At 72.9% G+C, this 20,617-nt stretch carries 19 protein-coding genes; 2 read left to right on the top strand and 17 right to left on the bottom strand.

Annotation, left to right across the window (positions count from 1 at the left end):
* Positions 1-14: 14 nt before the first annotated feature.
* Positions 15-389: a VOC family protein gene (locus tag SK069_RS05480; protein WP_319953187.1), complete on the bottom strand. Its 375-nt coding sequence runs from the start codon at positions 387-389 to the stop codon at positions 15-17.
* Between the two features lie 137 nt (positions 390-526).
* Between SK069_RS05480 and SK069_RS05475 the strand changes: the two genes are divergently transcribed.
* Both SK069_RS05475 and SK069_RS05470 read left to right on the top strand, forming a co-directional pair.
* A complete protein-coding gene (locus tag SK069_RS05475; protein WP_319953186.1) occupies positions 527-2,137 on the top strand; it encodes an FAD-dependent thymidylate synthase in 1,611 nt (536 codons plus the stop codon).
* An 88-nt stretch (positions 2,138-2,225) separates the two neighbouring features.
* Positions 2,226-2,822: a methyltransferase family protein gene (locus tag SK069_RS05470; protein ID WP_319953185.1), complete on the top strand. Its 597-nt coding sequence runs from the start codon at positions 2,226-2,228 to the stop codon at positions 2,820-2,822.
* 89 nt (positions 2,823-2,911) lie between these two features.
* Here SK069_RS05470 and SK069_RS05465 read toward each other — a convergent pair whose 3' ends face one another.
* From SK069_RS05465 to SK069_RS05390, 16 genes are all read right to left on the bottom strand, one after another.
* Positions 2,912-3,556 (bottom strand): response regulator transcription factor, encoded by a 645-nt coding sequence (locus SK069_RS05465; RefSeq protein WP_319953184.1) that lies wholly within the window; start codon positions 3,554-3,556, stop codon positions 2,912-2,914.
* A gap of 376 nt (positions 3,557-3,932) precedes the next feature.
* Positions 3,933-5,495, bottom strand: a complete 1,563-nt coding sequence (locus SK069_RS05460) for an NADH-quinone oxidoreductase subunit N (protein ID WP_319953183.1) — start codon at positions 5,493-5,495, stop codon at positions 3,933-3,935.
* A complete protein-coding gene (locus SK069_RS05455; RefSeq protein ID WP_319953182.1) occupies positions 5,492-7,327 on the bottom strand; it encodes an NADH-quinone oxidoreductase subunit M in 1,836 nt (611 codons plus the stop codon). Before SK069_RS05455 ends, SK069_RS05460 begins: the two co-directional genes overlap by 4 nt.
* Positions 7,327-9,366 carry an NADH-quinone oxidoreductase subunit L gene (nuoL, locus tag SK069_RS05450; RefSeq protein ID WP_319953181.1) on the bottom strand — a complete coding sequence of 680 codons (2,040 nt, stop codon included), beginning with the start codon at positions 9,364-9,366 and terminating at the stop codon, positions 7,327-7,329. The genes SK069_RS05455 and nuoL overlap by 1 nt, the downstream gene beginning before the upstream one ends.
* Entirely contained in the window at positions 9,366-9,665 is a 300-nt protein-coding gene (nuoK, locus tag SK069_RS05445) for an NADH-quinone oxidoreductase subunit NuoK (RefSeq protein WP_319953180.1), read from the bottom strand. Before nuoK ends, nuoL begins: the two co-directional genes overlap by 1 nt.
* 1 nt (position 9,666) lies before the next feature.
* The gene (locus SK069_RS05440) at positions 9,667-10,368 is read right to left on the bottom strand and encodes an NADH-quinone oxidoreductase subunit J family protein (protein ID WP_319953179.1); all 702 of its coding nucleotides are present in this window, start codon (positions 10,366-10,368) and stop codon (positions 9,667-9,669) included.
* 15 nt (positions 10,369-10,383) lie between these two features.
* Complete coding sequence (gene nuoI / locus SK069_RS05435) at positions 10,384-10,944, bottom strand: NADH-quinone oxidoreductase subunit NuoI (protein ID WP_319953178.1); 561 nt, start codon at positions 10,942-10,944, stop codon at positions 10,384-10,386.
* A gap of 9 nt (positions 10,945-10,953) precedes the next feature.
* Positions 10,954-11,979 (bottom strand): NADH-quinone oxidoreductase subunit NuoH, encoded by a 1,026-nt coding sequence (gene nuoH, locus SK069_RS05430; protein WP_319953177.1) that lies wholly within the window; start codon positions 11,977-11,979, stop codon positions 10,954-10,956.
* Positions 11,979-14,594, bottom strand: coding sequence for an NADH-quinone oxidoreductase subunit NuoG (nuoG, locus tag SK069_RS05425; protein ID WP_319953176.1), 2,616 nt, complete (start codon positions 14,592-14,594; stop codon positions 11,979-11,981). Before nuoG ends, nuoH begins: the two co-directional genes overlap by 1 nt.
* A 1-nt stretch (position 14,595) precedes the next feature.
* Complete coding sequence (gene nuoF / locus SK069_RS05420; protein ID WP_319953175.1) at positions 14,596-15,924, bottom strand: NADH-quinone oxidoreductase subunit NuoF; 1,329 nt, start codon at positions 15,922-15,924, stop codon at positions 14,596-14,598.
* Complete coding sequence (locus SK069_RS05415; protein ID WP_319953174.1) at positions 15,921-16,751, bottom strand: NADH-quinone oxidoreductase subunit NuoE family protein; 831 nt, start codon at positions 16,749-16,751, stop codon at positions 15,921-15,923. Before SK069_RS05415 ends, nuoF begins: the two co-directional genes overlap by 4 nt.
* On the bottom strand, positions 16,748-17,890 hold the full coding sequence (locus tag SK069_RS05410) for an NADH-quinone oxidoreductase subunit D (RefSeq protein ID WP_406628261.1): 1,143 nt from the start codon (positions 17,888-17,890) through the stop codon (positions 16,748-16,750). The genes SK069_RS05415 and SK069_RS05410 overlap by 4 nt, the downstream gene beginning before the upstream one ends.
* A 302-nt stretch (positions 17,891-18,192) precedes the next feature.
* A complete protein-coding gene (locus SK069_RS05405) occupies positions 18,193-18,708 on the bottom strand; it encodes an NADH-quinone oxidoreductase subunit C (RefSeq protein ID WP_319953172.1) in 516 nt (171 codons plus the stop codon).
* Entirely contained in the window at positions 18,701-19,522 is an 822-nt protein-coding gene (locus SK069_RS20225) for an NADH-quinone oxidoreductase subunit B (RefSeq protein ID WP_406628253.1), read from the bottom strand. The genes SK069_RS05405 and SK069_RS20225 overlap by 8 nt, the downstream gene beginning before the upstream one ends.
* Positions 19,513-19,878 carry an NADH-quinone oxidoreductase subunit A gene (locus tag SK069_RS05395; protein WP_319953171.1) on the bottom strand — a complete coding sequence of 122 codons (366 nt, stop codon included), beginning with the start codon at positions 19,876-19,878 and terminating at the stop codon, positions 19,513-19,515. The genes SK069_RS20225 and SK069_RS05395 overlap by 10 nt, the downstream gene beginning before the upstream one ends.
* Positions 19,879-20,161: 283 nt before the next feature.
* Entirely contained in the window at positions 20,162-20,617 is a 456-nt protein-coding gene (locus tag SK069_RS05390) for a hypothetical protein (RefSeq protein ID WP_319953170.1), read from the bottom strand.

Raw genomic sequence — 20,617 nt, 5'->3', positions numbered from 1 at the left:
CCGGCGCGGCCGCCTCAGCCGTACTTGTGGTGGAGGTCCAGCGCGTTGCCGGCCGGGTCGAGGAAGATCGCCTGGTGGCAGGTGCCGCTGTCGATGACGTCGGTGACGAACGCCACGCCGCGCGCCTCGAGCTCCGCACGGGCCGCGGCGACGTCGGGCACCTGCAGCGCCAGCGGCACCGCGTGCGGGCGGAGCTCCTGGCCGAACGCGCTCGGCTCCATGATCGCGATGGTGAGGTTGCCGGCCTGGTACTCCGCGGCGGGCATGGTGCCCCAGCCCTTCACGAACGGCAGGCCCAGGACCTCGCCGTAGAACCGCTTGGACTCCTCGATGTCCTTCGCCGGGAGCGTCACGAAGTCGACGCCGGTGATCTGCAGGCCGTTGCCCATGGTGCTCCTCGCAGGGGTCGTGGCCGCCCGCGCGGCCCTCGTCGACCAGGACCGCGCGAGGCGCCGGAACTCATCGGTCCCGGGGCGCCGCGGCGCCACCGCCTCCGACCGCGGGGCGCGGTACGGTGCGCCCCCGCGTGCGCTACCCCGTCGACGACCTCACCCCCGCCGAGCGCGAGCGCATCGCGCCGCACGTCACCGACCTCGAGCGGCCGGTGTACGCCCTCGTCAACCTGCCCGAGACGGTCAAGGGCGCGCTCTTCGCCCGCTACAGCCGCTACCCGGGCACGCTGAAGCGCCTCTTCCTCGACGAGTTCGCCGACTCGCTGCCCGCCGGGGCGCCCGCCTTCGACGGCCGCGAGGGCGACCGCGCACGCGAGCTCTACGAGCGGATCTTCCTCGGCTTCGGCGACGACTCCGTCGCGCAGCTCGGCGGCCTGCACGTCGCGGCGGAGTGGAGCTCGAACGTCCTGACGAAGCTCCTCCAGCGCCCGCGGATCGGTGCCTACCTCGAGCAGTCCACGCGCTACATCGCCTTCGATCGGCCGGTGGCGGGGCTCGGCACCGCCGGCGACGGCGCGGCGGCGAGCCACCGCTACTACCGGGACCCGGACCTCGGCCCGGCCTACGCCGCGGCGATGGACGAGCTCTTCGGGATCTACGCCGACCTGCTGCCGCGCGTGACGCGCTGGTGCGCCGAGACGTACCCCGCGCCCGACGGCACCCCGGCCGCGGCGCACGAGCGCGCGCTGAAGGCGAAGGCGCTGGACCTGCTGCGCGGGCTGCTCCCCGCGTCGACGCTCAGCCACGTCGGGATCTACGCCTCCGGCCAGACGTACGAGCAGCTCGTCCTGCACCTGCTCGCGCACCCCCTGCCCGAGGCCCGGCAGTACGGCCGCTGGATCCTCGACGCCGTCCAGGCCGTGACGCCGAGCTTCGTCAGCCGCGTCGAGCGCCCGGACCGCGGCGGCCGCTGGATCGCGTACCTGCGCGAGCGCGAGGCGGCGGCCGACCGCTGGGCCGGCCGGCTGGGCCTCGACCAGGCCTCCGCCGCCGCGCGCGAGGACGGGCCGTCGGTGCGCCTCGTGCACCACGACGGCGACGAGGAGGACCTGCTCGCCGGGCTGCTCTACGAGTCGGTGGCCTGCGACGAGGCGACGGCGCGCGTCGCGATCGCCGCCCTGGACGGCGACGAGCGGGGCGCGCTGCTGGCCGACCTCGTCGGCGCGCGCGAGAACCGGCGCCACCGCCCGGGTCGCGGTCTGGAGCGCCTGCGCTACCGGTTCGAGATCGTCTCGGACTACGGGGCGTTCCGCGACCTGCAGCGCCACCGGATGCTCACCGTCCAGTGGCAGCCGCTGACGCCCGAGCTCGGCGCCGAGGTGCCCGAGGAGGTCACGCTCGCCGGCGGCGGCGACGACTACCGCCGCGCCCTGACGCGCTCCGCCGAGGCGTGGCAGGCGCTCGTCGACGCGGGTCGCCCGCGCGAGGCGAGCTACGCCGTCTGCCTCGGCTACCGGATCCGCTACGTCCTGGACCTCAACGCGCGCGCCGCGATGCAGCTCGTCGAGCTGCGCTCCGGGCGCGAGGGGCACCCCGCCTACCGCGCCGTCGCGCAGGAGATGCACCGCCTCATCGCCGACGTGCACCCGACGGTCGGCGCCGCGATGCGCCACGTCGACCACAGCGTCGAGCCGCGGCTGGAGCGCATCCTCAGCGAGATGCGCGCCGAGCGACGCCTGGGCTGAGCGACACCGCTCCGGGGGCGTCAAGCGCTGCAACGCCCCGCCCGCGACGTGCGCCGCCGGGCGGCGCCTGCCACGCTTCGAGGCCCCGATGTCGCTCCTCGCCCTCCTCTGCGCGATCGCCGCGCTCGTGCTCCTCGTGCCGGTGCGGATCGCGCTCCAGCGGCGCTGGACGGGCTCGAGCGGCGTCGTGCTTGCGGGTGCCGCGCCCGGACCGCCGCGGACGGCGCGTGCTCTGATGGCCGGCGGCACGCTGCTCGTCGGTGCCGGTCCCCTCCTGCACCTCGCCGGCCTCGACGAGCTCGCGTGGGAGCCCGCCGACCCCTTCCTGACCCGCGCGACCGGCTTCCTGCTCGCCGGCGGCGGCATCGGCTGGACCTTCTGGGCCCAGGTGACGATGCGCGACGCGTGGCGGATCGGCCAGGACGACGCCGAGCGGCTGCCGCTGGTCACCGCCGGCCCGTTCGCGACGGTGCGCCACCCGATCTACAGCGGGATGGTGGCGATCGCGCTCGGCATCACGCTCCTGGACGCCACGGGCCCCGGCCTGCTCGGGGCGCTGCTCCTGAGCGCCGGGGCGATCCTCCAGGCGCTCCGCGTCGAGGAGCCGCACCTGCGCGAGGTGCACGGGACGGCGTACTGGGACTGGGCCCGACGCACGGGTCGGTTCCTCCCCCGGATGCGCTGAGCCACACCGCGCCCGACCGGACACGAGCCCACCCGCCCCCGGACCCGACGCACGGGTCGGTTCCTCCCCCGGATGCGCTGCGCGCGAGGTCAGTCCAGCAGGCCGCGACGCATCGCCTCGGCGACGGCGGCCGCGCGCTCGGGGACCCCGAGCTTCGCGTACACGTTCTGCGTGTGGGTCTTCACCGTCGCGGCGCCGATCTGCAGCTCGCGGGCGATCGCCGGCCCGGACTTGCCGTCGGCGATGAGCCGCAGGATCTGGTGCTCGCGCGGCGAGAGCGAGGGCCGGGCCTCGACGGCCACGCGGTCGCGGACCTCGTTGGCGAGGACCTGCTGGACGAGGCTCGCCAGGACCGTGCCGCCGCGGGCGATCTCGCTGACGGCGTCGGCGATCTCGTCGCGCGTCGCGTCCTTCGAGAGGTAGCCGTTGACGCCGAGTCGGACGGCGTCGAAGACCTGATCGCCGGCCGCGTCCCCCGAGAGGATCATGACCTTGCAGTCGAGGCCGTCGTGACGGATCGCCTTGAGGATCTCCAGCCCGGTCATCCGCGGCAGCTGGATGTCGAGCACGACGAGCTGCGGGCGCAGCTCCTGGATCTGCTGCCAGGCCCGGATCCCGTCGGAGGTCCAGCCGACGAGCTCGACCTCCTCGCGCGATCCGAGGATGCGCAGGAGGCTCTCGAGGTAGAGCGGGTGATCCTCGGCCAGGTAGACCGTCGTGCGCGTGTCCGACACGGGCACCAATGTAGCGCCCGACCGGGCGATCGTCCGCGCTCGGGCCGGACGATCGGTGGACGCATCTCCTCCCCCGATCGGCGGAGGGACGCGCGCTCTGGCGTCGCACGCGCGTCGCGATCGTGGTTTGCGGCGCTCGGCCCCATCTGGGCGCCGGGCGCGCGCGCCGGTGCCCGGGGCCCGATGTCGCCCGGGTGAACCCGTCGCGGTGGTCGCAGCCCGGCCGCGCGTCGCGGTGCGCACCGCGACGCGACCGTCCGAGGTCCAGGCGTCGCGGCCGGTGCCCGCGATCGCCGCGGGCCATGCGCGGGAGCCTCGACCGGGCCGGCGGGATCCGCGCCCGCGCCGCGAGCGATCGGCCGCGAGCGCCGCCGCCCTAGAAGATCGTCGGCAGCGAGCGGCCGACGGCCTCGACGGTGTCCATCAGCGGGCCGGGCACGATGCCCAGGACGAGGACGGCGGCACCGGCGATGCCGGCGACGACGGTCGTCGGCCAGACGGCACCGAGCACCGCCGGCGCCGGGGACCGGACGCCCGACACCGCATCGCCGACCGGGTCGGCGCCCGCCAGCGGCGCGACGGCCGTCGAGGGCGTCGGCGCCTCGCGCGGCGCGCCGGACCACACCCGCGCGATGAGGCGCAGGTAGTACGCGAACGAGATCATCGACCCGACGACGAGGACGACGGCGAGCCACGCGTAGTCGCCGTCGACGGCGGACTCGATGATCCGGAGCTTCGCGACGAAGCCGACGGTCGCCGGCACGCCCGCCAGGCCGAGCAGCGACAGCGTGAGGGCGACGGCGTGCACCGGGCGACGCTGCGCGAGACCCTCGAACGCGACGCCGTCGTCCGTGCCCGCCTCGCGCTCGACGGCGGCGACGACCGCGAACGCGGCGGCCGTCATCACGAGGTACGCGAGGACGTAGAAGGTCGTCGCCTCGGCACCGAGCTGGGTCCCGACCACCACGCCGACGAGCATGTAGCCCGCCTGGGCGACCGAGGAGAACGCGAGCAGCCGCTTCGCCGAGGACTGCCCGAGCGCGCCGACGTTGCCGACGATCATCGCGATCGCCGCGAGGGCCGCGAGCACCGGGCCCCAGACGTCGGAGACGCCCGGCAGCGCGACGTCGAAGAGGCGGATCATCGCCACGAGGGTCGCGACCTTCGTCGCGGTCGCCATGAACGTCGTGACGGCCGTCGGGGCGCCCTCGTAGACGTCGGGCGTCCACTGGTGGAACGGGGCGACCGAGGCCTTGAAGCACAGGCCGACGATCGTCATCGCCATGCCGCCGAGCAGCAGGACGTCGTCACGGAGGTCGGCGTCGCCGAGCGCCGTGCGGATCGCGGCGTAGTCGGTCGCGCCGGTGGCGCCGTAGATGAGCGCGAAGCCGTAGAGGAGCGTCGCCGAGCCGACCGACCCGACGATGAGGTACTTCAGCCCGGACTCGAGCGAGCGACGGCGGTGCAGCTCGGTCGCGGCGAGGATGTAGAGGGGGATCGAGAGGAGCTCGAGCCCGACGAACGTCACGACGAGGTTCTGCGCGCCGGCGAAGACGACCATGCCGGCGCCCGAGACGAGCAGCAGGCCGTGGAACTCGCCGTGGGCGGCCTCGCGCGGGGCGGCGGTGCCGACGCCGAGGAGCGTCGCGGCGACGCCCGCAGCCGCGACGCCGAGCGCCGTCAGCAGGTAGAGCGGATCGAGGGCCAGAGCGCCCGAGATGAGCGCGCCGCGCTCGTCCCACTGCCAGACCGCGAGCCCGCCGGCGGCGGCGAACGAGACGATCGTCAGGAACGGCACGACGCCGTGGCGGGCGGTCCGCGAGCGCAGGAGCCCCACGAGGAGCACGACGATCGAGCCGCCGAGCAGGGCCAGCAACGGCGAGAGCCCCGCCCAGTCGATGTCGGGGGCCTCGACGGCGGCGGAGACGAGCGAGGTCATCGGCCGGCACCTCCAGTGGTGGGATCGACGGGCTGGCCGGTGCTCGGGTCGACGGGCACGCCGCCGCTCGGATCGACGGGCTGGCCGGTGCTCGGGTCGACCGGTACCGCCTGACCGCCCGACGGGTCGACGGGCTGCCCCGTCGTCGGATCGATCGCCTGCCCGGTCGACGGGTCGACGGGCACGGCGCCGCTCGGGTCGGCCGGCTGCCCGGTCGTCGGGTCGACGGCCTGGCCGGCGGCACCGGCCGCGCCCTGGGCACCGGCGGCGCCCGTGGCGGCGGCCTCGCGGCCCACCGAGCTCTCCTCGAGCATCGAGCGAGCCTTCTCCGGGTCCGCGGCGGCGGCCGCCCCGAGCACGGACTGCGTGCTGGCGCGGTCGCTCGCGCGCAGCGTCTGCTGCGGGTGCACGGCGAGGGCCACGATGAGGAGGACCGGCACGCCGAGGAGCAGCAGCTCGCTCGGCGACAGGTCGCGGCTGACGACCTTCGGCCCGACCCGGTTGTGGGTCGTGCGGATGAAGAGCCGCAGCGCGTAGACGGCGGCGAGCGCCACGCCGATCGCGGCGACGCACGCCAGCGCGATCGACGCGCCCTCCCAGACCCCGCGGAGGATGAGGAACTCACCGACGAAGTTCGACGTGCCCGGCATCGCCAGCACGGCGTAGGTCACGACGACGAAGAGGATCGCGAAGATCGGCGCGCGGAAGGCCACGCCACCCATGTCGCGGATGTCCTCCGAGCCTCCGGCGCGCGAGGCGAGGATCCCGACGGCGAGGAAGGCCGGCAGCACCACGAGACCGTGGTTCACCGACTGGAGGATCGCGCCGGACGCCCCGTCCGTGCGGAAGCTGAAGACGCCGAGGGTGATGAACCCGAGCTGCGCGATCGACGAGTAGCCGAGCACGAGGCGCGCGTCGACGGTCGTCAGCGCGATCGAGCTCGCGTAGAGGATCGACAGCACCGCGATGATCAGGACGACCCAGCGGAGGTCGGCCGCGCCGCTGGGCAGCAGCGGCAGCGCGACGCGGAGGAAGCCGTAGACGGCGACCTTCGACAGCACGCCGGAGAAGACGGCGAGCACCGGCAGCGGCAGGGTCTTGTAGCCCTCGCGCAGCCAGCCGTGGATCGGGAACGCCGGCATCTTCACGAGGAAGGCCGCGGCGAAGCACGCGAAGATCCAGCCCTGGCTGCCCTCCGGGACGCCGCGCTGCGCGAGGTCGGCGAAGGAGAAGCTGATCGACTGGCCGTCCGGCGTGGCGAGGACGCCGATCGCGACCGCGCCGACGAGCATCAGCAGCGAGCCCACGAGGGTGTAGACGACCATCCGGGTGACCGCGCGGACCTTGTCGCTGCCCGGCGGATCCGTCCCCCAGCCCACGGCGAGGAAGAAGAACGGGATGAGCATCAGGTCGAAGAACGCGACGAACAGGAGCAGGTCCTGCGCCACGAGCGCGCCGATGACTCCGGTGTAGGCGACCCCGAGGTGGAAGTAGTACGTGCCGGGACGGTCGACCTCGGCCACGCCCCCGCCCCCGAGGGCCGACCACGCGAACGTGAACGTGAAGCCGACCGCGGCGAGCAGCAGGAGCCACGCGTTGAGGCCGTCCAGCCCGAGCGCGTAGTGGACGCCGAGCGCGCCGATCCAGGTCTCGTCGGTCGCGTGCTGCAGGCCGGGGGCCGCCGACTCGAAGTCGACGAGGAACCCGATCGCCAGGGCGAGGGTCAGGAGCGAGCCGCCCAGCGCGACCCAGCGGACGAGCGCGCGCGGGACGACGAGCCCGGCGAGGGCGATCGCCAGCGGCAGCCAGAGGAGGATCGAGAGATGCAGCATCAGGAGGCGACCAGGACGACGACGAGGACGACGACGAGGCCGCTGAGCACGACCGCCGCGTAGCTGCGCAGGAAGCCCGACTGCGCCCGCCGCACGAGCGCCGAGGCGCCGCGCGTGGCGCCGGTGGCGCCGCCCATGAGCGCACCGCCGACGACGAGGCGCTCGAAGGCGTCGTGGCTGAGGCGCCCGATGGCCCGGGTCGGCCGCACGATCAGGAGATCGATCAGCTCGTCGAACCACCACTTGTTCACGAAGAGCTTGTGGATCGGCGCGAACCGCTGCTGCCAGCCGGCCGAGATCGCCGTGGCGGGCTCGCCCCGCTCCAGGGGACGGGCCCAGATCAGGTAGGCGACGTAGATGCCGGCGAGGCCGAGGAGCGTCCCGACCGCCATGCCGCCGAGGATCAGGCCGGTCCCGGGGTGCGCCGGGTGGGCGACGTCGGCGAACGTCGGCTCGAGGAAGTGCTCCAGCGGCGTGAGGACCTTCGGGATCCCGAGCAGCCCGCCGAGGACCGCGAGGACCGCCAGGCCGCCCATGGCGATCCGCATCGGCAGCGCGCGCTCGGCGATGTGGTGCTCCGGGCCGGGGAAGCCGACGTCGGTGTCCTCGATCTCGCCGGTGCCCGGGTTGCGGTGCACGTCGGCGTGGTGGAGGTGGCCCTCCTCGAGCTCCTTGGCCTCCGGGACCGGCGGGCCCCAGAACGCGCGGAAGATCATGCGCCAGGTGTAGACGGCGGTCAGGAACGCGCCGACGTAGCCGCCGACGACGAGGATCCAGTGCCAGCCGCCCTCCTCGGCGAGGACCGCGAGGATCTCGTCCTTCGAGAAGAAGCCGGAGAACGGCGGGATGCCGGCGAGGGCCAGGCCGCCGATGACGAACGCCGCGAAGGTGAACGGCATCGCCCTGCGGAAGCCGCCCATCTTGTCCAGCGACTGCTCGCCGGCCATCGCCGCGATGAGCGAGCCGGCGGCCATGAAGAGCAGGGCCTTGAAGAACGCGTGCGTGGCGAGGTGGAACATGCCCGCCACGTACGCCCCGGCCGAGACGCCCATGATCATGTAGCCGATCTGGGACATCGTCGAGTAGGCGATGACGCGCTTGAGGTCGGTCTGCGTGAGGCCGATCGTGCCGGCGACCAGCAGGGTCGCGAGGCCGATGCAGGCCCCGACCGCCATCGCCGTCTCCGACAGCTGGAAGAGCGGGTGCAGGCGCGCGATGAGGTAGACGCCCGCGGTGACCATCGTCGCCGCGTGGATGAGCGAGGAGACCGGCGTCGGGCCCTCCATCGCGTCCGGCAGCCAGGTGTGCAGCGGCAGCTGCGCCGACTTGGCGAACGCCCCGACCATGATCAGCAGCAGCCCGGCGGTGAGCGAGCCCGTCGAGGCGGTGCCGCCCTCGCCGAAGGTCTCCTTCGCGACCGCGAAGGTGTCGAGGAAGTCGACGGTGCCGGTCTTCGAGAGCAGCAGGATCGCGCCGAGCACGAGGCCGATGTCGCCGACGACGTTGATGACGAACGCCTTGATGCCGGCGCTCGTCGCGGTCGTGCGCCGGTACCAGAAGCTCACGAGCATGTAGCTCGCCGCGCCGACGAACGCCCAACCGACGATCAGCAGGACGAAGTTGCCCGCGAGGACGAGCAGGAGCATCGAGAAGACGAAGAAGTTCAGGTACGCGAAGAACCGCGAGTACCCCTCGTCGCCCCGCATGTAGGCCATCGAGTAGAGGTGGATGAGCGTCGAGACGCCCGTCACCACGAGGAGCATCGTCACCGAGAGCGGGTCGACGAGGATCTCCATCCGCACGTCGACGCCGCCGACCTTGGCGTAGTCCCAGAGCGATGACGCGATCTGGCGGTGCTGCTCGTCCTTGCCCTGCAGCCCGATGAGCGCGAGGACGCTGAAGAGGAACGAGCCGCCGATCGTGGCGGTGCCGATGATGCCCGCGACCGGCCCGCGCCAGAGGCGGAAGCCGAGGCCGAGGGCGAGCGCGCCGAAGAGGGGAAGGGCCAGGACGATCCAGCCCGCAGCGGTGGGACTCATCAGCCGTGCAGCTCCCGCAGCTCGTCGACGTCGACGGCGACCTTGTTCCGATAGAGGGCCACGACGATGCCCAGGCCGACCGCGACCTCGGCGGCGGCCACGACGATCACCACGAGCGCGAAGACGTGGCCGTCGAGGTTGCCGTGCATCTTCGCGAAGGCGAGCAGGGCGAGGCTCGAGGCGCCGAGCATCAGCTCGAGGCAGAGGAGCACGAGGAGCGGGTTGCGGCGCGTGATCACGCCGGCCGCGCCGATGGCGAAGACGATCGCGGAGACCGCGAGGTACCAGCCGATGTCCATGTCAGCGATCCTCTCCGCCGTCGCGGGACGCGGTGCCGCCGGAGGCCGTGCCGCCGTCGGGTCGCGTGCCGCTCGGGAGCTTCGTGTTGACCGCGCCCGGGACGGGGTTGATCGCGCCGATGCCCTCGCGCATCGAGCCCGTGCCGGTCGGAGCGAGCAGGTCGAGCGCCGCGATCATGCGCGTCTCGCCCGGCAGGGTGCCGCCGCGGCGACGGGCCAGGACCACCGCGCCGACCGCGGCGACGAGCAGCAGGAACGACGCGAGCTCGAACGGCAGCAGGAACTTCGTGAGCAGCAGCTCGCCGATCTGGCCCGGCGACCCGAAGTCGGCGCCGACCTCGGCCCCGTCGGAGTCGATCGCCGTCAGGCCGGAGCCCAGCAGCGCGATCCCGAAGGTCGCCGCGACGCCGATCGAGATGAGGCCCGCGAGCCAGCGCAGGGGCCGCCCGGGTCCGCCGCCCGCGTCGTCGGCGCCGCCGACGTACGCGTTGACGAAGACGTAGAGCACCATCACCGCGCCGACGTAGACCATCACCTGGATCACGGCGAGGAACGGCGCGTAGAGCAGGAGGAAGAGCAGCGACAGCGACAGCAGGTGGACGACGAGCGACAGCACCGCGTAGAACGGGTTGCGCAGGACGACCACGCCCAGCGCGGTGAGGACCGCGATCGGCCCCGCGAAGAAGAAGAGCGCTTCGTTCATGGGTGGGCGGGCTCCCTACTCCCCCGCGGCCCGCAGCGGCGTGCGCTCCGGCGGCTCCTGGAGGAGCATCTCCTTCGTGAAGATGAGGTCCGAGCGGTTGTAGTCGGCCAGCTCGTAGTCGTGGCCCATCGTGATCGCGTCGAACGGGCACGCCATCTCGCAGTACCCGCAGAAGATGCAGCGGCTGAGGTTGATCTCGTAGACCGCGGCGTAGCGCTCGCCGCCCGAGACGCGGTCCTCCGGATCGTTCTCGGCGGCCACGACGCGGATGCAGTCCGCCGGGCAGGCGGCGGCGCAGAGCGAGCAGCCGACGCACTTCTCCAGGCCGGTGTCCTCGAAGGTGTGCAGCCGGTGACGGCCGCGGAAGCGCGGGTAGACCGGCGTCTTCTCCTCGGGGTACTCGATCGTCGTCGTGCCCTCCACGACGCGACCGAACGACGTCTTGAGGCCACGCAGCGTCTCGCCGAAGACGCGGTAGGCGCCGGCGAGCCCGCCGGGCTCGGGGCCGCGCTGGACCGCGACGACGTCGTCGGGCGCCCAGGAGCGGGCGGGCGGGCGGGAACCAGTCGAGGGCATCGGGGGCTCCTAGTCCGCGAGCGTCACGAGGATGATCGCCGTGACGAGCGCATTGAGGGTGGCCAGGGGCAGCAGGACCTTCCAGCCGAAGGACATCAGCTGGTCGTAGCGGACCTTCGGCAGCGAGGCGCGGATCCAGATGATCAGCGACACGATCAGGCCGGTCTTCGCCAGGACGACGATCGGGTCCACCCAGCCGGGCGGGTCGATGCCGAACGGCAGGTTCCAGCCGCCGAGGAAGAGCGTCGAGAACATCGCGCCGGCGACCACGAGGTGGACGTACTCGCCGACGAAGTAGAGGGCGAACCGGCCGCCGCCGTACTCGGTCATGAAGCCGGCGACGAGCTCGGAGTCGGCCTCGAGCAGGTCGAACGGCGTGCGGTTGATCTCGGCGAGCGTCGCGACGAAGAAGATCAGGCCGCCGACGATCTGCGGGACGATGAACCACATCCCGTTCTGGTGCTCGACGATCTCCGACAGCGAGAGCGAGCCCGCGGTCATGACGATGCCCAGCAGCGCGAGGCCCTGCGAGATCTCGTACGAGATGAGCTGGGCGGCGCCGCGCATCGCGCCGAGGAACGAGTACTTCGAGCCGGACGACCAGCCGCCGAGCAGCACCCCGTAGGAGCCCAGCGAGCTCAGGGCGAAGAAGAGCAGCAGGCCGATGTTCGAGTCCGCGACGTACAGGCCGACGTCGGTGCCGAAGACGTCCTGGGTGCGGCCGAACGGGATCAGCGCGAAGGTCGCCAGCGCCGCGACCGCGGAGATCAGCGGCGCGAGCTTGAAGAGCCAGCCGATCGCCCCGCGCGGCTGGAACTGCTCCTTCGAGATGAGCTTCAGGATGTCGGCCGCCGGCTGCATCGAGCCGAACGGGCCGACGCGGTTGGGCCCTGGCCGGTTCTGGAAGCGACCGAGGAGCTTGCGCTCGTAGAGCAGCGCCAGCGGGACGAGCGAGAACCCGATCCCGAAGATGATCAGCGTCTTGAGGAGCTGGACGTACCAGGGCTCGAAGTAGCCGACGGTGGCGAGCGTCATCAGGACTCCGTCCCGTCGGCCTGGGCGTCGATCCCGGCGGACGTCGTGGCGCCGGCGTCGGTGGCGCCGTCCGTCGCACCGACGGCGACCGGCACGGGCGCGCGGGCGATCCGGACGAGGTCGCCCGAGGCACCCAGGGCGTCGGCGCTGTCCTGCGCGATGCCGCCCTCGAGGAAGACGCTGCCGCGGTTGGCCGTCGAGCGCAGGTGCGCGACCGCCGCGACCTCGCTCGGCGCGACGGCGCCGCCGGGCCCGACGGAGACGACGACCTGGTCGCCGTGGCGGATCCCCCGCTCCTCGGCGTCCGACGGGTGCAGCTCGGCGCGCTGGCGCGGCTGCAGGAACCGCAGCGCGGGCGCGTTGGCGACCTCGGGCGCGGCCCAGATCGAGCGGTAGCGTCCGAGGCGCAGCGCGCCGTCGACCTCGGCGGTCCCGGTCGGGGCCTCGAGGCTGAACGGCCCGCTCTCCCCGTCCGGGAAGGCCGCGGCCGCCTCGCGCTCCTGCCAGCGGACGCCGAAGCCGCCGATCTCGTCGTGCGTGAGGCCCGCGAGGAACGGCACGCGCTCGGCGTACTCGCTCGTGACCATCATCGACGTCAGCGCGCTCGCCCGGCCGCCGGCCATGGCGATGAGCTGCGAGAGGACCTGCCAGGTCGGGCGGACCTCGCCCGGCCGGCCGACCGCCGGACGCAGCCGCTGCACGCGACCGTCGGGGTGCGTCACCGTGCCCTCGCGCTCCGGGCTCGCCTCGGCGGGGAAGACGACGGTGGCGTGCTCGGCGACGCCGGGCGTCAGGAAGCTCGCGTGGGCGATGACGCCGGCGTGCTCGAGCGCGCGGCCCCAGAGCGCGGTGTCGGGGAACTGCTCGAGCGGGTCGACGTGGAGCAGGTGCAGCGTCGTGATCTCGCCCGCGGCGGCGGCCCGGGCGATCTGGGCGGCGCCGCGGCCGATCTCGTCGGGCTCGGCGTAGCCGGGACCGCTGGCGGGCAGGACGCCCATCTCGCGCAGGCCGCGGCCGTTGCCGCCACCGGGGACGTGCAGCAGGCCCGCGCCCTCGCGGTCCTCGAGCAGCCCGAGGCGACCCGAGAGCTTCAGCAGCGCGCGGGCCGCGTTGGCGCCCGCGGCGGGGTCGGCGGTCGGTCCGCCGTCGGTGAGCCGCGGGCCCCAGACGACGACGACGTCCTCGCCCGCCTCGCGCAGCATCCGGCCGAGCGCCTCGACCCGCGCGGGATCCGCGCCGGCGGCCTGCGCCAGCCCGGCGACGTCGCCGACGCCGCCGACGGCGGCGTCCAGCGCGCAGGCGAAGGCCTCGCCGGCGCCGGGCGCGAAGCGCACGGACTGCTCGGCGATCGGGTCGAGGCTCGACGGGCGGCTCGTGGCGATCGCCAGCCGGGCCCCGTGCCGGCGGACGCCCTTGCGGATCCGCAGGTCGAGGATCGGCATCTCGTCGACCGGCTCGACGTCCAGGAGCAGGACGGCGTGGGCCCACTCGACGTCCGGGACCGTGGCCTGCGCGGCCGGGGCGTCGAGCGCCGCCAGCAGCGGGGCCGGGAGGCTCGTGCCGGCGCCGCCGGTCCCGGTCGAGTCGATGTCGGGGCTACCGAGCGTCTCGACGACGAGCTTGCGCAGCAGGAAGCCCTCCTCGTTGGAGGTGCCGCCGCCGGCGAGCGCCGCGACGCCCTCGCGCTTCAGGAGCCGCGCGGCCTCGGTCAGGGCGCGGTCCCAGCCGACGGGACGCAGCTCGCCGCCGTCGCGCAGGAGCGGCTGCGTGATCCGCTCGTCGACCGTCGTGGACTGATAGCTGAAGCGGCCGCGGTCGCAGAGCCAGCCGTCGTCGACGGCGTCGTTGTCCCGCGCGAGGACGCGCTGGACGCGGTCGTCGCGGACCGTGTAGCTCACGTTGCACTGGCCGGGGCAGAGCGTGCAGACCGAGCCGGACTGCTCGATGTCCCACGGGCGCGCGCGGAAGCGGTAGGCCTGGCTCGTCAGCGCGCCGACGGGGCAGAGCTCGATGATGTTGCCGCTGAAGGGCGCGACGTACGGGTGGCCGTCGAAGGTGCCGACGAACGTGTCGGCCCCGCGCTCGTGGAGGATCAGCTGGTAGTCCTCGGAGACCTCCTGGCTGAACCGCACGCAGCGGTAGCAGAGGATGCAGCGCTCGCGGTCGATCGCGATCAACGGCGAGAGGCCGACCGGCTTCTCGAAGTGCCGCTTCGGCTCGACCATCCGGCTCTCGCCGCGACCCCAGCCGTAGGAGATGTCCTGCAGCGGGCACTCGCCGCCCTTGTCGCAGACCGGGCAGTCGAGCGGGTGGTTCAGGAGCAGGAACTCGACGACCGACTCCTGCGCGGCCTTCACGCGGTCGGTCTCGGTGTGGACGACCATCCCGTCGCGGACCGGCGTGGAGCACGCGGTCTGGAGCTTCGGGATGCCCTCGACCTCGACGAGGCACATGCGGCAGGCGCCGACGGGCGCGCCGAGCTTCGGCTCGTAGCAGAAGACGGGGATGTCGACGTCGCCGAGCTTCGCGGCGTCGGCGAGCATCGTGCCCGCGGCGGCGACGACCTCGCGGCCGTCGACGGTGAAGGTGATCTCCTCGATCTCGGGGCGGGGCATGTCAGTCCGCCGCGATCCCGTGGAGGACGTCGCGCCCTGGCCCGTCGGCCGAGAGCTCGGCCAGGAGCGCCGCCTCGCGCGCGGCGCGCGCGGCCTCGATGTGCGTCTCGAACTCGGGGCGGAACTTCTTGACCATCGAGCTCACCGGCATCGCCATCGCGTCGCCGAGGACGCAGAGGCAGTTGCCCATGATCTGGCTGCAGACCGACTCGATGACGTCGAGGTCCATTGGCGTCGCGTCGCCGGACTGGATGCGCTTGAGCATCTTCGTCGTCCAGTTCGTGCCCTCGCGGCACGGCGTGCACTTGCCGCAGCTCTCGTGCTTGTAGAAGCTCGCGGTCTTCACCGCGATGTCGACGACCGAGTTCGAGTCGTCGGCGACGATGATCGCGCCGGAGCCGAGCATCGTCCCCGCGCCGGCCATCGACTCGTAGTCGTAGGGCAGGTCGAGGTCGTCCTTCGTGAGCACCGGCGAGGACGAGCCGCCCGGGAACCAGAGGAGGACCTCGCGGTCGTCCTCGATCCCCCCGGCGAGGCCGTAGATGATGTCCCGGCCGGTCATGCCCATCTCGATCTCGTAGTTGCCGGGGCGCTTGACGTTGCCCGACACGGAGATGAGCTTCGTGCCCGAGGACTTCTCGACGCCCATCGCCGCGTAGGCCTCGGCGCCGACCTCGAGGATGTACTTGATCGCCGTGAGCGTCTCGACGTTGTTGATGAGCGTCGGGCCCTGGTACAGGCCCTGGTTCGCCGGGAACGGCGGCTTCAGGCGCGGGTTGCCGCGCCGGCCCTCGAGCGCGTCGAGCAGGCCGGTCTCCTCGCCGCAGATGTAGGCACCGGCGCCCCGGTGGACCCACATGTCCAGCTCGACCCCGCGCCCCAGGACGTTCGGGCCGAGGTACCCGGCGGCCTTCGCCTCCTCGATCGCGCGCTCGAGGATGTCGGCCTGCTGGACGTACTCGCCGCGGATGAAGATGAACGCCTTGTTCGCCCCGACGGCGTAGGCGGCGATGATCATCCCCTCGATGAGGGAGTGCGGGTTCTTCTGGATGAGCTCGCGGTCCTTGAAGGTCCCCGGCTCGGACTCGTCCGCGTTGCAGACGAGGTACTTGTCCATCTTCCCCTGGGGGATGAAGGAGGCCTTGAGGCCGGTCGGGAAGCCGGCGCCGCCGCGGCCGCGCAGGCCGGAGTCCTTCAGCGACGTGACGATCGACTCGCGCGCCATGGCGAGCGCCTGCTCGGCCATCGCGTAGCCGCCGCGGCGCTTGTAGACGTCGATCGAGGCGAGCCCGGGCTCGTCGATGTCCTTGAAGAGGAGCTTGTTGCTCATCGCAGATCACCCACCGGGGGACCGTCGGGAGGGAGCACCGGGCCGATCGTCCCGGCGTCGACGGCGGCCCGCTGGACGTCGTCGGAGTTGGCGGCGACGTCGGCGACGCGACGGCGCACGAGCTGCTTGGCCGGCAGGGGGTCGGCCCCGCGCCGGATGTCGTCGGCGAGCGTCGGGATCTCGGCGTCCTCGACCGGTCCGACGTACGTGCCGTCGACGGAGCACATCGGCGCGATGTCGCAGGCGCCGAGGCACTCGAAGCCGCGGATGTTCACGTCCGGGTCGTCGGCGAGCTCGGTGCGCAGGGCGTCCAGCAGCTCGTCGCCGCCGCGCAGCGAGCACGAGATGTTCGTGCAGACGTAGACCGTCTTGCGCCCGACCGGCCGCGCCTCGAGCATGTCGTAGAAGCCGACGACGGCGGTGAGGTAGGCCGGCGTGAGCCGCATGACGCAGGCGACCTGCTCGATCGCCTCGGGCGAGCACCAGCCGTGCACGCGCTGGGCGGCCGCGAGCGCCGGGATCGCCGCCGAGCGGTGATCCGGGTAGCGCGCCATGAACGCCTCGATCTCCGCCCGCAGGTCCTCCGGGACCGGCGTCGTGGCGGGGTCCGGCACGACGGCCGGGTCCTTCGCCGGGTCGTAGGACTCGCGCCATCCGGGGACGCGGGAGCCGTCGCGGAAGCGGTGGACGTCCTGGTGGAACAGGCGGCCGTCGATCCCGTCGCCGGCCTCGGGGGACCCGGGGACCGGGATGGCGGACGGGACGTGGTCGCCCTCGCGAACCGCCTCGCGGTCCAGCGGGCCCAGCGGGTCTCTGCGGAAGCTCACCGGTCGATCCCTCCCAGGAGCGGATCGAGGCAGGCCAGCGTGGCGATGAGGTCGGCGATGTACTCGCCGCGCGCCATGTCGCCGTAGGCCTGCAGGTTGACGAACGAGGGATCGCGCACGTGCACGCGCGCGGGCTTCGAGGACCCGTCGGAGCGCACGAAGCAGCCGAGCTCGCCGCGGGGGCCCTCGATCGCGTGGTACGCCTCGCCCGGCGGCACGCGGAAGCCCTCCGTCACGAGCTTGAAGTGGTGGATCAGCGCCTCCATCGACGTCGCCAGCTCGTGGCGCGGCGGCAGGGCGACCTTGCGGTCCTCGGTGATCCACGGTCCCTCGGGCAGGCCGTCGATCGCCTGCTCGATGATCCGCACCGACTCGCGCATCTCCGCGGTCCGGACGAGGTAGCGGTCGTAGTTGTCGCCCTCGATCCCGACCGGGATCTGGAACGCGAAGTCGTCGTAGGACGAGTAGGGCATCGCCTTGCGCAGGTCCCACGGGACGCCCGCGGCGCGCAGCAGCGGGCCCGTCACGCCCCACCCCTGGAGCGTCTCGGCGTCGAGCACGCCGGTGTGACGCAGGCGCCGCAGCACGATCTCGTTCTTCTTGAGCATCGCGTCGTACTGGTCGAGGCGCTTGGGCATCTCGACGAGGAACTCGCGGAGCTTCTGCTCCCAGCCGACGGGGATGTCCTCGGCGACGCCGCCGACCTGGAAGTAGCGGGTGTGCATCCGCTGGCCGGAGGAGTACTCGAAGAGGTCGAGGATCGTCTCCCGCTCGCGGAACGCGTACCAGAAGATCGAGATCGCGCCGAGGTCGAGCATCGTCGTCCCGAGCCACACGAGGTGGCTCATGATCCGGTTCAGCTCGAGGTGGATGACGCGCAGGTACTGGGCGCGCTTGGGGACCTCGAGGTCCAGCAGGTCCTCGACGGCCCCGACGTAGGCCATGGCGTTGAAGTAGTACGCCAGGTAGTCCATCCGCTCGACGACGGGGATGGCCTTCCAGTACGCCTTGTCCTCGGCGGTCTTCTCGATGCCGGTGTGGAGGTAGCCGATGACCGGCTTGACGTCCCGGACGACCTCGCCCTCGAGCGTCGTCAGCAGCCGCAGCACCCCGTGCGTGGCGGGGTGGTGCGGCCCCATGTTGATCGTCAGGAGCTCGGCGTCGTCGCGCGTGGCCACGGCGCGCAGCTCGGCGGAGAAGTCGATCGACTCCTCGCCGGCGCGATAGGCGGCGCGAGCGGCCTGGTCGGACTGGTCGGCGGGGCCGTCGGCGACCGTCGTGAGCGGGCCCCCGGGCGTCCCGCCGAGGAGGTCGGCGGCGCTCGCGCCCGCCTCGCGCTCGGTCGTGCTGGTGCCCGCCGGCGCGTCCTGCTCGCGGTGGCTGGGGCCCGAGGGCTCCTGCCCGCCCGGCGCGGACGGGTCGCGGCGCGGCGTCTCGTCGCTCACTTCCACCACCCCGGGTTGCCGGTCTCGTTCTCCGTGAAGAGCACGGGCTCGCCGCCGATCGGGAAGTCGCGGCGCTGCGGGTGCCCGAGGTAGTCCTCGGGAAGGAGGATGCGGCGGAGGTCCGGGTGGCCGTCGAAGACGATGCCGAACATGTCGAACGCCTCGCGCTCCTGGTAGTCGGCGGTCGGCCAGGCCGGCGTCACCGACGGGATCCGCGGCTCGTCGATCGGCACGCGGACCTTCACCGACACGCGGTCCTGGTGGTGCATCGACAGCAGTTCGTAGGCCACGCCGAGGCGCGGCTCCTCGGGCAGGTAGTCGACGCCGTGGAGCGACACGAGCATCGTGTACCCCTCGGCCCGCAGGCGCTCGAGCGTCGGGCCGATCGCGGCCGCCTCGACCTCGATCTCCGCGCGGCAGTGGGTGTGCGTGACGCCGCGGACCACGCTGCGGTCCTCGTGCTCGGCGTCGATGATGTGGGCCAGGCGCTCGAGCGCCTTGGCGTCAGGCACGCGCCTCGTCCTCCCCCGCCTCGGCGGCCGGGGCGGGCTCCTCGCCGCGCGCCTCCCGGGCGGCGGCGATCGCGGCGTCGCGCTCCTCCCGCTCGGCCTGCGCGCGGGCCGCGGCCTGCGCCTCGGCCTCCGCGGCGGCGGCCTCGCGCTCCTGCGCCTCCGCGTCCTGCGGGCGGGCGCCGAGCTCCTCCGTGCCGACCGCGCGGTAGCGGTCGCGCCAGCCCATCGTCGGGTCGTCCTGGATCATCCGGCGCAGCTTGAGGATCCCGTACATCACGGCCTCGGGCCGCGGCGGGCAGCCGGGGACGTGCACGTCGACCGGCAGGAACTTGTCGGCCGGGACGACGGCGTAGTTGTTGAAGACGCCCATCGACGACGAGCAGGCGCCCATCGCGATCGCGTACTTCGGCTCGAGCATCTGGTCGTAGACGCGCCGGACGACCGGCGCCATCTTCATCGACACGCGGCCGGCGAGGATGATGAGGTCGGACTGGCGCGGCGTGCCGCGCATCGCCTCGCCGCCGAAGCGCGAGATGTCCATCCGGGAGCCGACGAGGCTCATCATCTCGATCGAGCAGCAGGCGAGGCCGAAGGTCAGCGGGAAGATCGAGTTGCCCTGCGCCCACTTGACGGCCTTGTCGAGCGTCGTCGTGAGGACGCTCTCCTCGACGTGCTGCTCGAGCTCCTCCCCCTCGAGCTCGCCGCGCAGCAGATCACGGGCCCGCAGCTGGCGGGCCCGGAAGGCGGCGGGGTCGCCGGCGCCGCCGGCGGTCAGGGCACCGGCCGAGCCGGACCCGTGGCGGATCACTTCCATTCGAGGGCCCCCCGGCGCCAGACGTACACGAACGCGATCAGGAGGAGGACGATGAAGACCCCCGTCTCGACCAGCGCGAAGGTCCCGACCGTCCGCAGCTCGACGGCGATCGGGTACAGGAACACGACCTCGATGTCGAACAGCAGGAAGAGCATCGCGATCAGGTAGAAGCTGATCCCGAACCGGAAGCCCTGCTGGACCTCGGAGGGCAGCCCACACTCGTAGGCGTCCTCCGTGTAGGTCGTGGGTCGGCGCTTGAACCGCGGCCCCAGCAGCGTGTTGGCGATCAGGAAGAACGCACCAACGCCGGTGGAGAGGACGAGGAAGACCAGCAGCGGCAAGTACGACCGAAGCACTCCGCCTGTTCTATCACCCCGCACCCGTCGACCCGGGCACGGATGGCGCGTCGAACAGCCGGATTTCCGGCCATTCGTGCGGGTCCTCACGAAGTCGCGCCGCCGCTCGTCACAGCGGCCACGAGGCGCCGTGCGGGGTGCCACGTGCGGGCCTCGACACCGCGTCAATTCCCGACGGGGACGGTGGGTGATCCCACCGCTTATTCGGTCTCCCTAATACCAACTTCGGAGGTCGGCGTTCGCGGACGCGTCCGCACGACACCGCGGCGGCGACGGTCGCGGGCTACAGGCCGCCGCGCTCGGCGACGATCCGCAGCGCGAGGAACGCGATCACGAGCGCCGCGGCCGCCATCACGCCGACCTCGCGGCGAACGATCTCGCGGACGATCGCGCGCTGGGCCGGCTCGTCGAGGCCCCGGACGTCGGCCGCGCCCTCGAGCCCGCGCCGCTCGAGCACCTGCTCGGCGGCGACGATCCGCAGCTGCTCGGCGACGAGCGAGACCGCCAGCGGCAGCAGCGCGTAGAGCCAGAAGAGCCAGTTGTCGGGCTCGCTGTCGGGCGCCAGCCAGACCGCGCCGGCGAGGAGCGTCAGCAGCAGCGCGCCCGCCTGGGTCGCGCGCACGCCGATCCAGTACCGCGGGTCGGCCTCGAGCCGCTGCCAGAGCCAGGCCCCCCAGGCCCCGGTCACGAGCGCCACGGCGGAGACGACGAGGCTGACGACGAGCGCGACGCCGGCCAT

Source organism: Patulibacter brassicae (assembly GCF_033949425.1).
GTDB lineage: Bacteria > Actinomycetota > Thermoleophilia > Solirubrobacterales > Solirubrobacteraceae > Patulibacter > Patulibacter brassicae.
The sequence above is the reverse complement of the archived record's forward strand: the minus strand, read 5'-3'. Positions and strand labels throughout refer to the sequence as shown.

What these genes read in the sequence shown, in the direction of transcription:
- nuoL (WP_319953181.1), bottom strand. Translation starts at nt 9,366, where the DNA reads ATGAGTCCCACCGCTGCGGGCTGGATCGTCCTGGCCCTTCCCCTCTTC.
- SK069_RS05480 (WP_319953187.1), bottom strand. Translation starts at nt 389, where the DNA reads ATGGGCAACGGCCTGCAGATCACCGGCGTCGACTTCGTGACGCTCCCG.
- SK069_RS20225 (WP_406628253.1), bottom strand. Translation starts at nt 19,522, where the DNA reads ATGGAAGTGATCCGCCACGGGTCCGGCTCGGCCGGTGCCCTGACCGCC.
- SK069_RS05470 (WP_319953185.1), top strand. Translation starts at nt 2,226, where the DNA reads ATGTCGCTCCTCGCCCTCCTCTGCGCGATCGCCGCGCTCGTGCTCCTC.
- SK069_RS05440 (WP_319953179.1), bottom strand. Translation starts at nt 10,368, where the DNA reads ATGAACGAAGCGCTCTTCTTCTTCGCGGGGCCGATCGCGGTCCTCACC.
- SK069_RS05455 (WP_319953182.1), bottom strand. Translation starts at nt 7,327, where the DNA reads ATGCTGCATCTCTCGATCCTCCTCTGGCTGCCGCTGGCGATCGCCCTC.
- nuoK (WP_319953180.1), bottom strand. Translation starts at nt 9,665, where the DNA reads ATGGACATCGGCTGGTACCTCGCGGTCTCCGCGATCGTCTTCGCCATC.
- SK069_RS05460 (WP_319953183.1), bottom strand. Translation starts at nt 5,495, where the DNA reads ATGACCTCGCTCGTCTCCGCCGCCGTCGAGGCCCCCGACATCGACTGG.
- SK069_RS05410 (WP_406628261.1), bottom strand. Translation starts at nt 17,890, where the DNA reads ATGGGGCCGCACCACCCCGCCACGCACGGGGTGCTGCGGCTGCTGACG.
- SK069_RS05390 (WP_319953170.1), bottom strand. Translation starts at nt 20,617, where the DNA reads ATGGCCGGCGTCGCGCTCGTCGTCAGCCTCGTCGTCTCCGCCGTGGCG.
- nuoF (WP_319953175.1), bottom strand. Translation starts at nt 15,924, where the DNA reads ATGAGCAACAAGCTCCTCTTCAAGGACATCGACGAGCCCGGGCTCGCC.
- nuoH (WP_319953177.1), bottom strand. Translation starts at nt 11,979, where the DNA reads ATGACGCTCGCCACCGTCGGCTACTTCGAGCCCTGGTACGTCCAGCTC.
- nuoI (WP_319953178.1), bottom strand. Translation starts at nt 10,944, where the DNA reads ATGCCCTCGACTGGTTCCCGCCCGCCCGCCCGCTCCTGGGCGCCCGAC.
- nuoG (WP_319953176.1), bottom strand. Translation starts at nt 14,594, where the DNA reads ATGCCCCGCCCCGAGATCGAGGAGATCACCTTCACCGTCGACGGCCGC.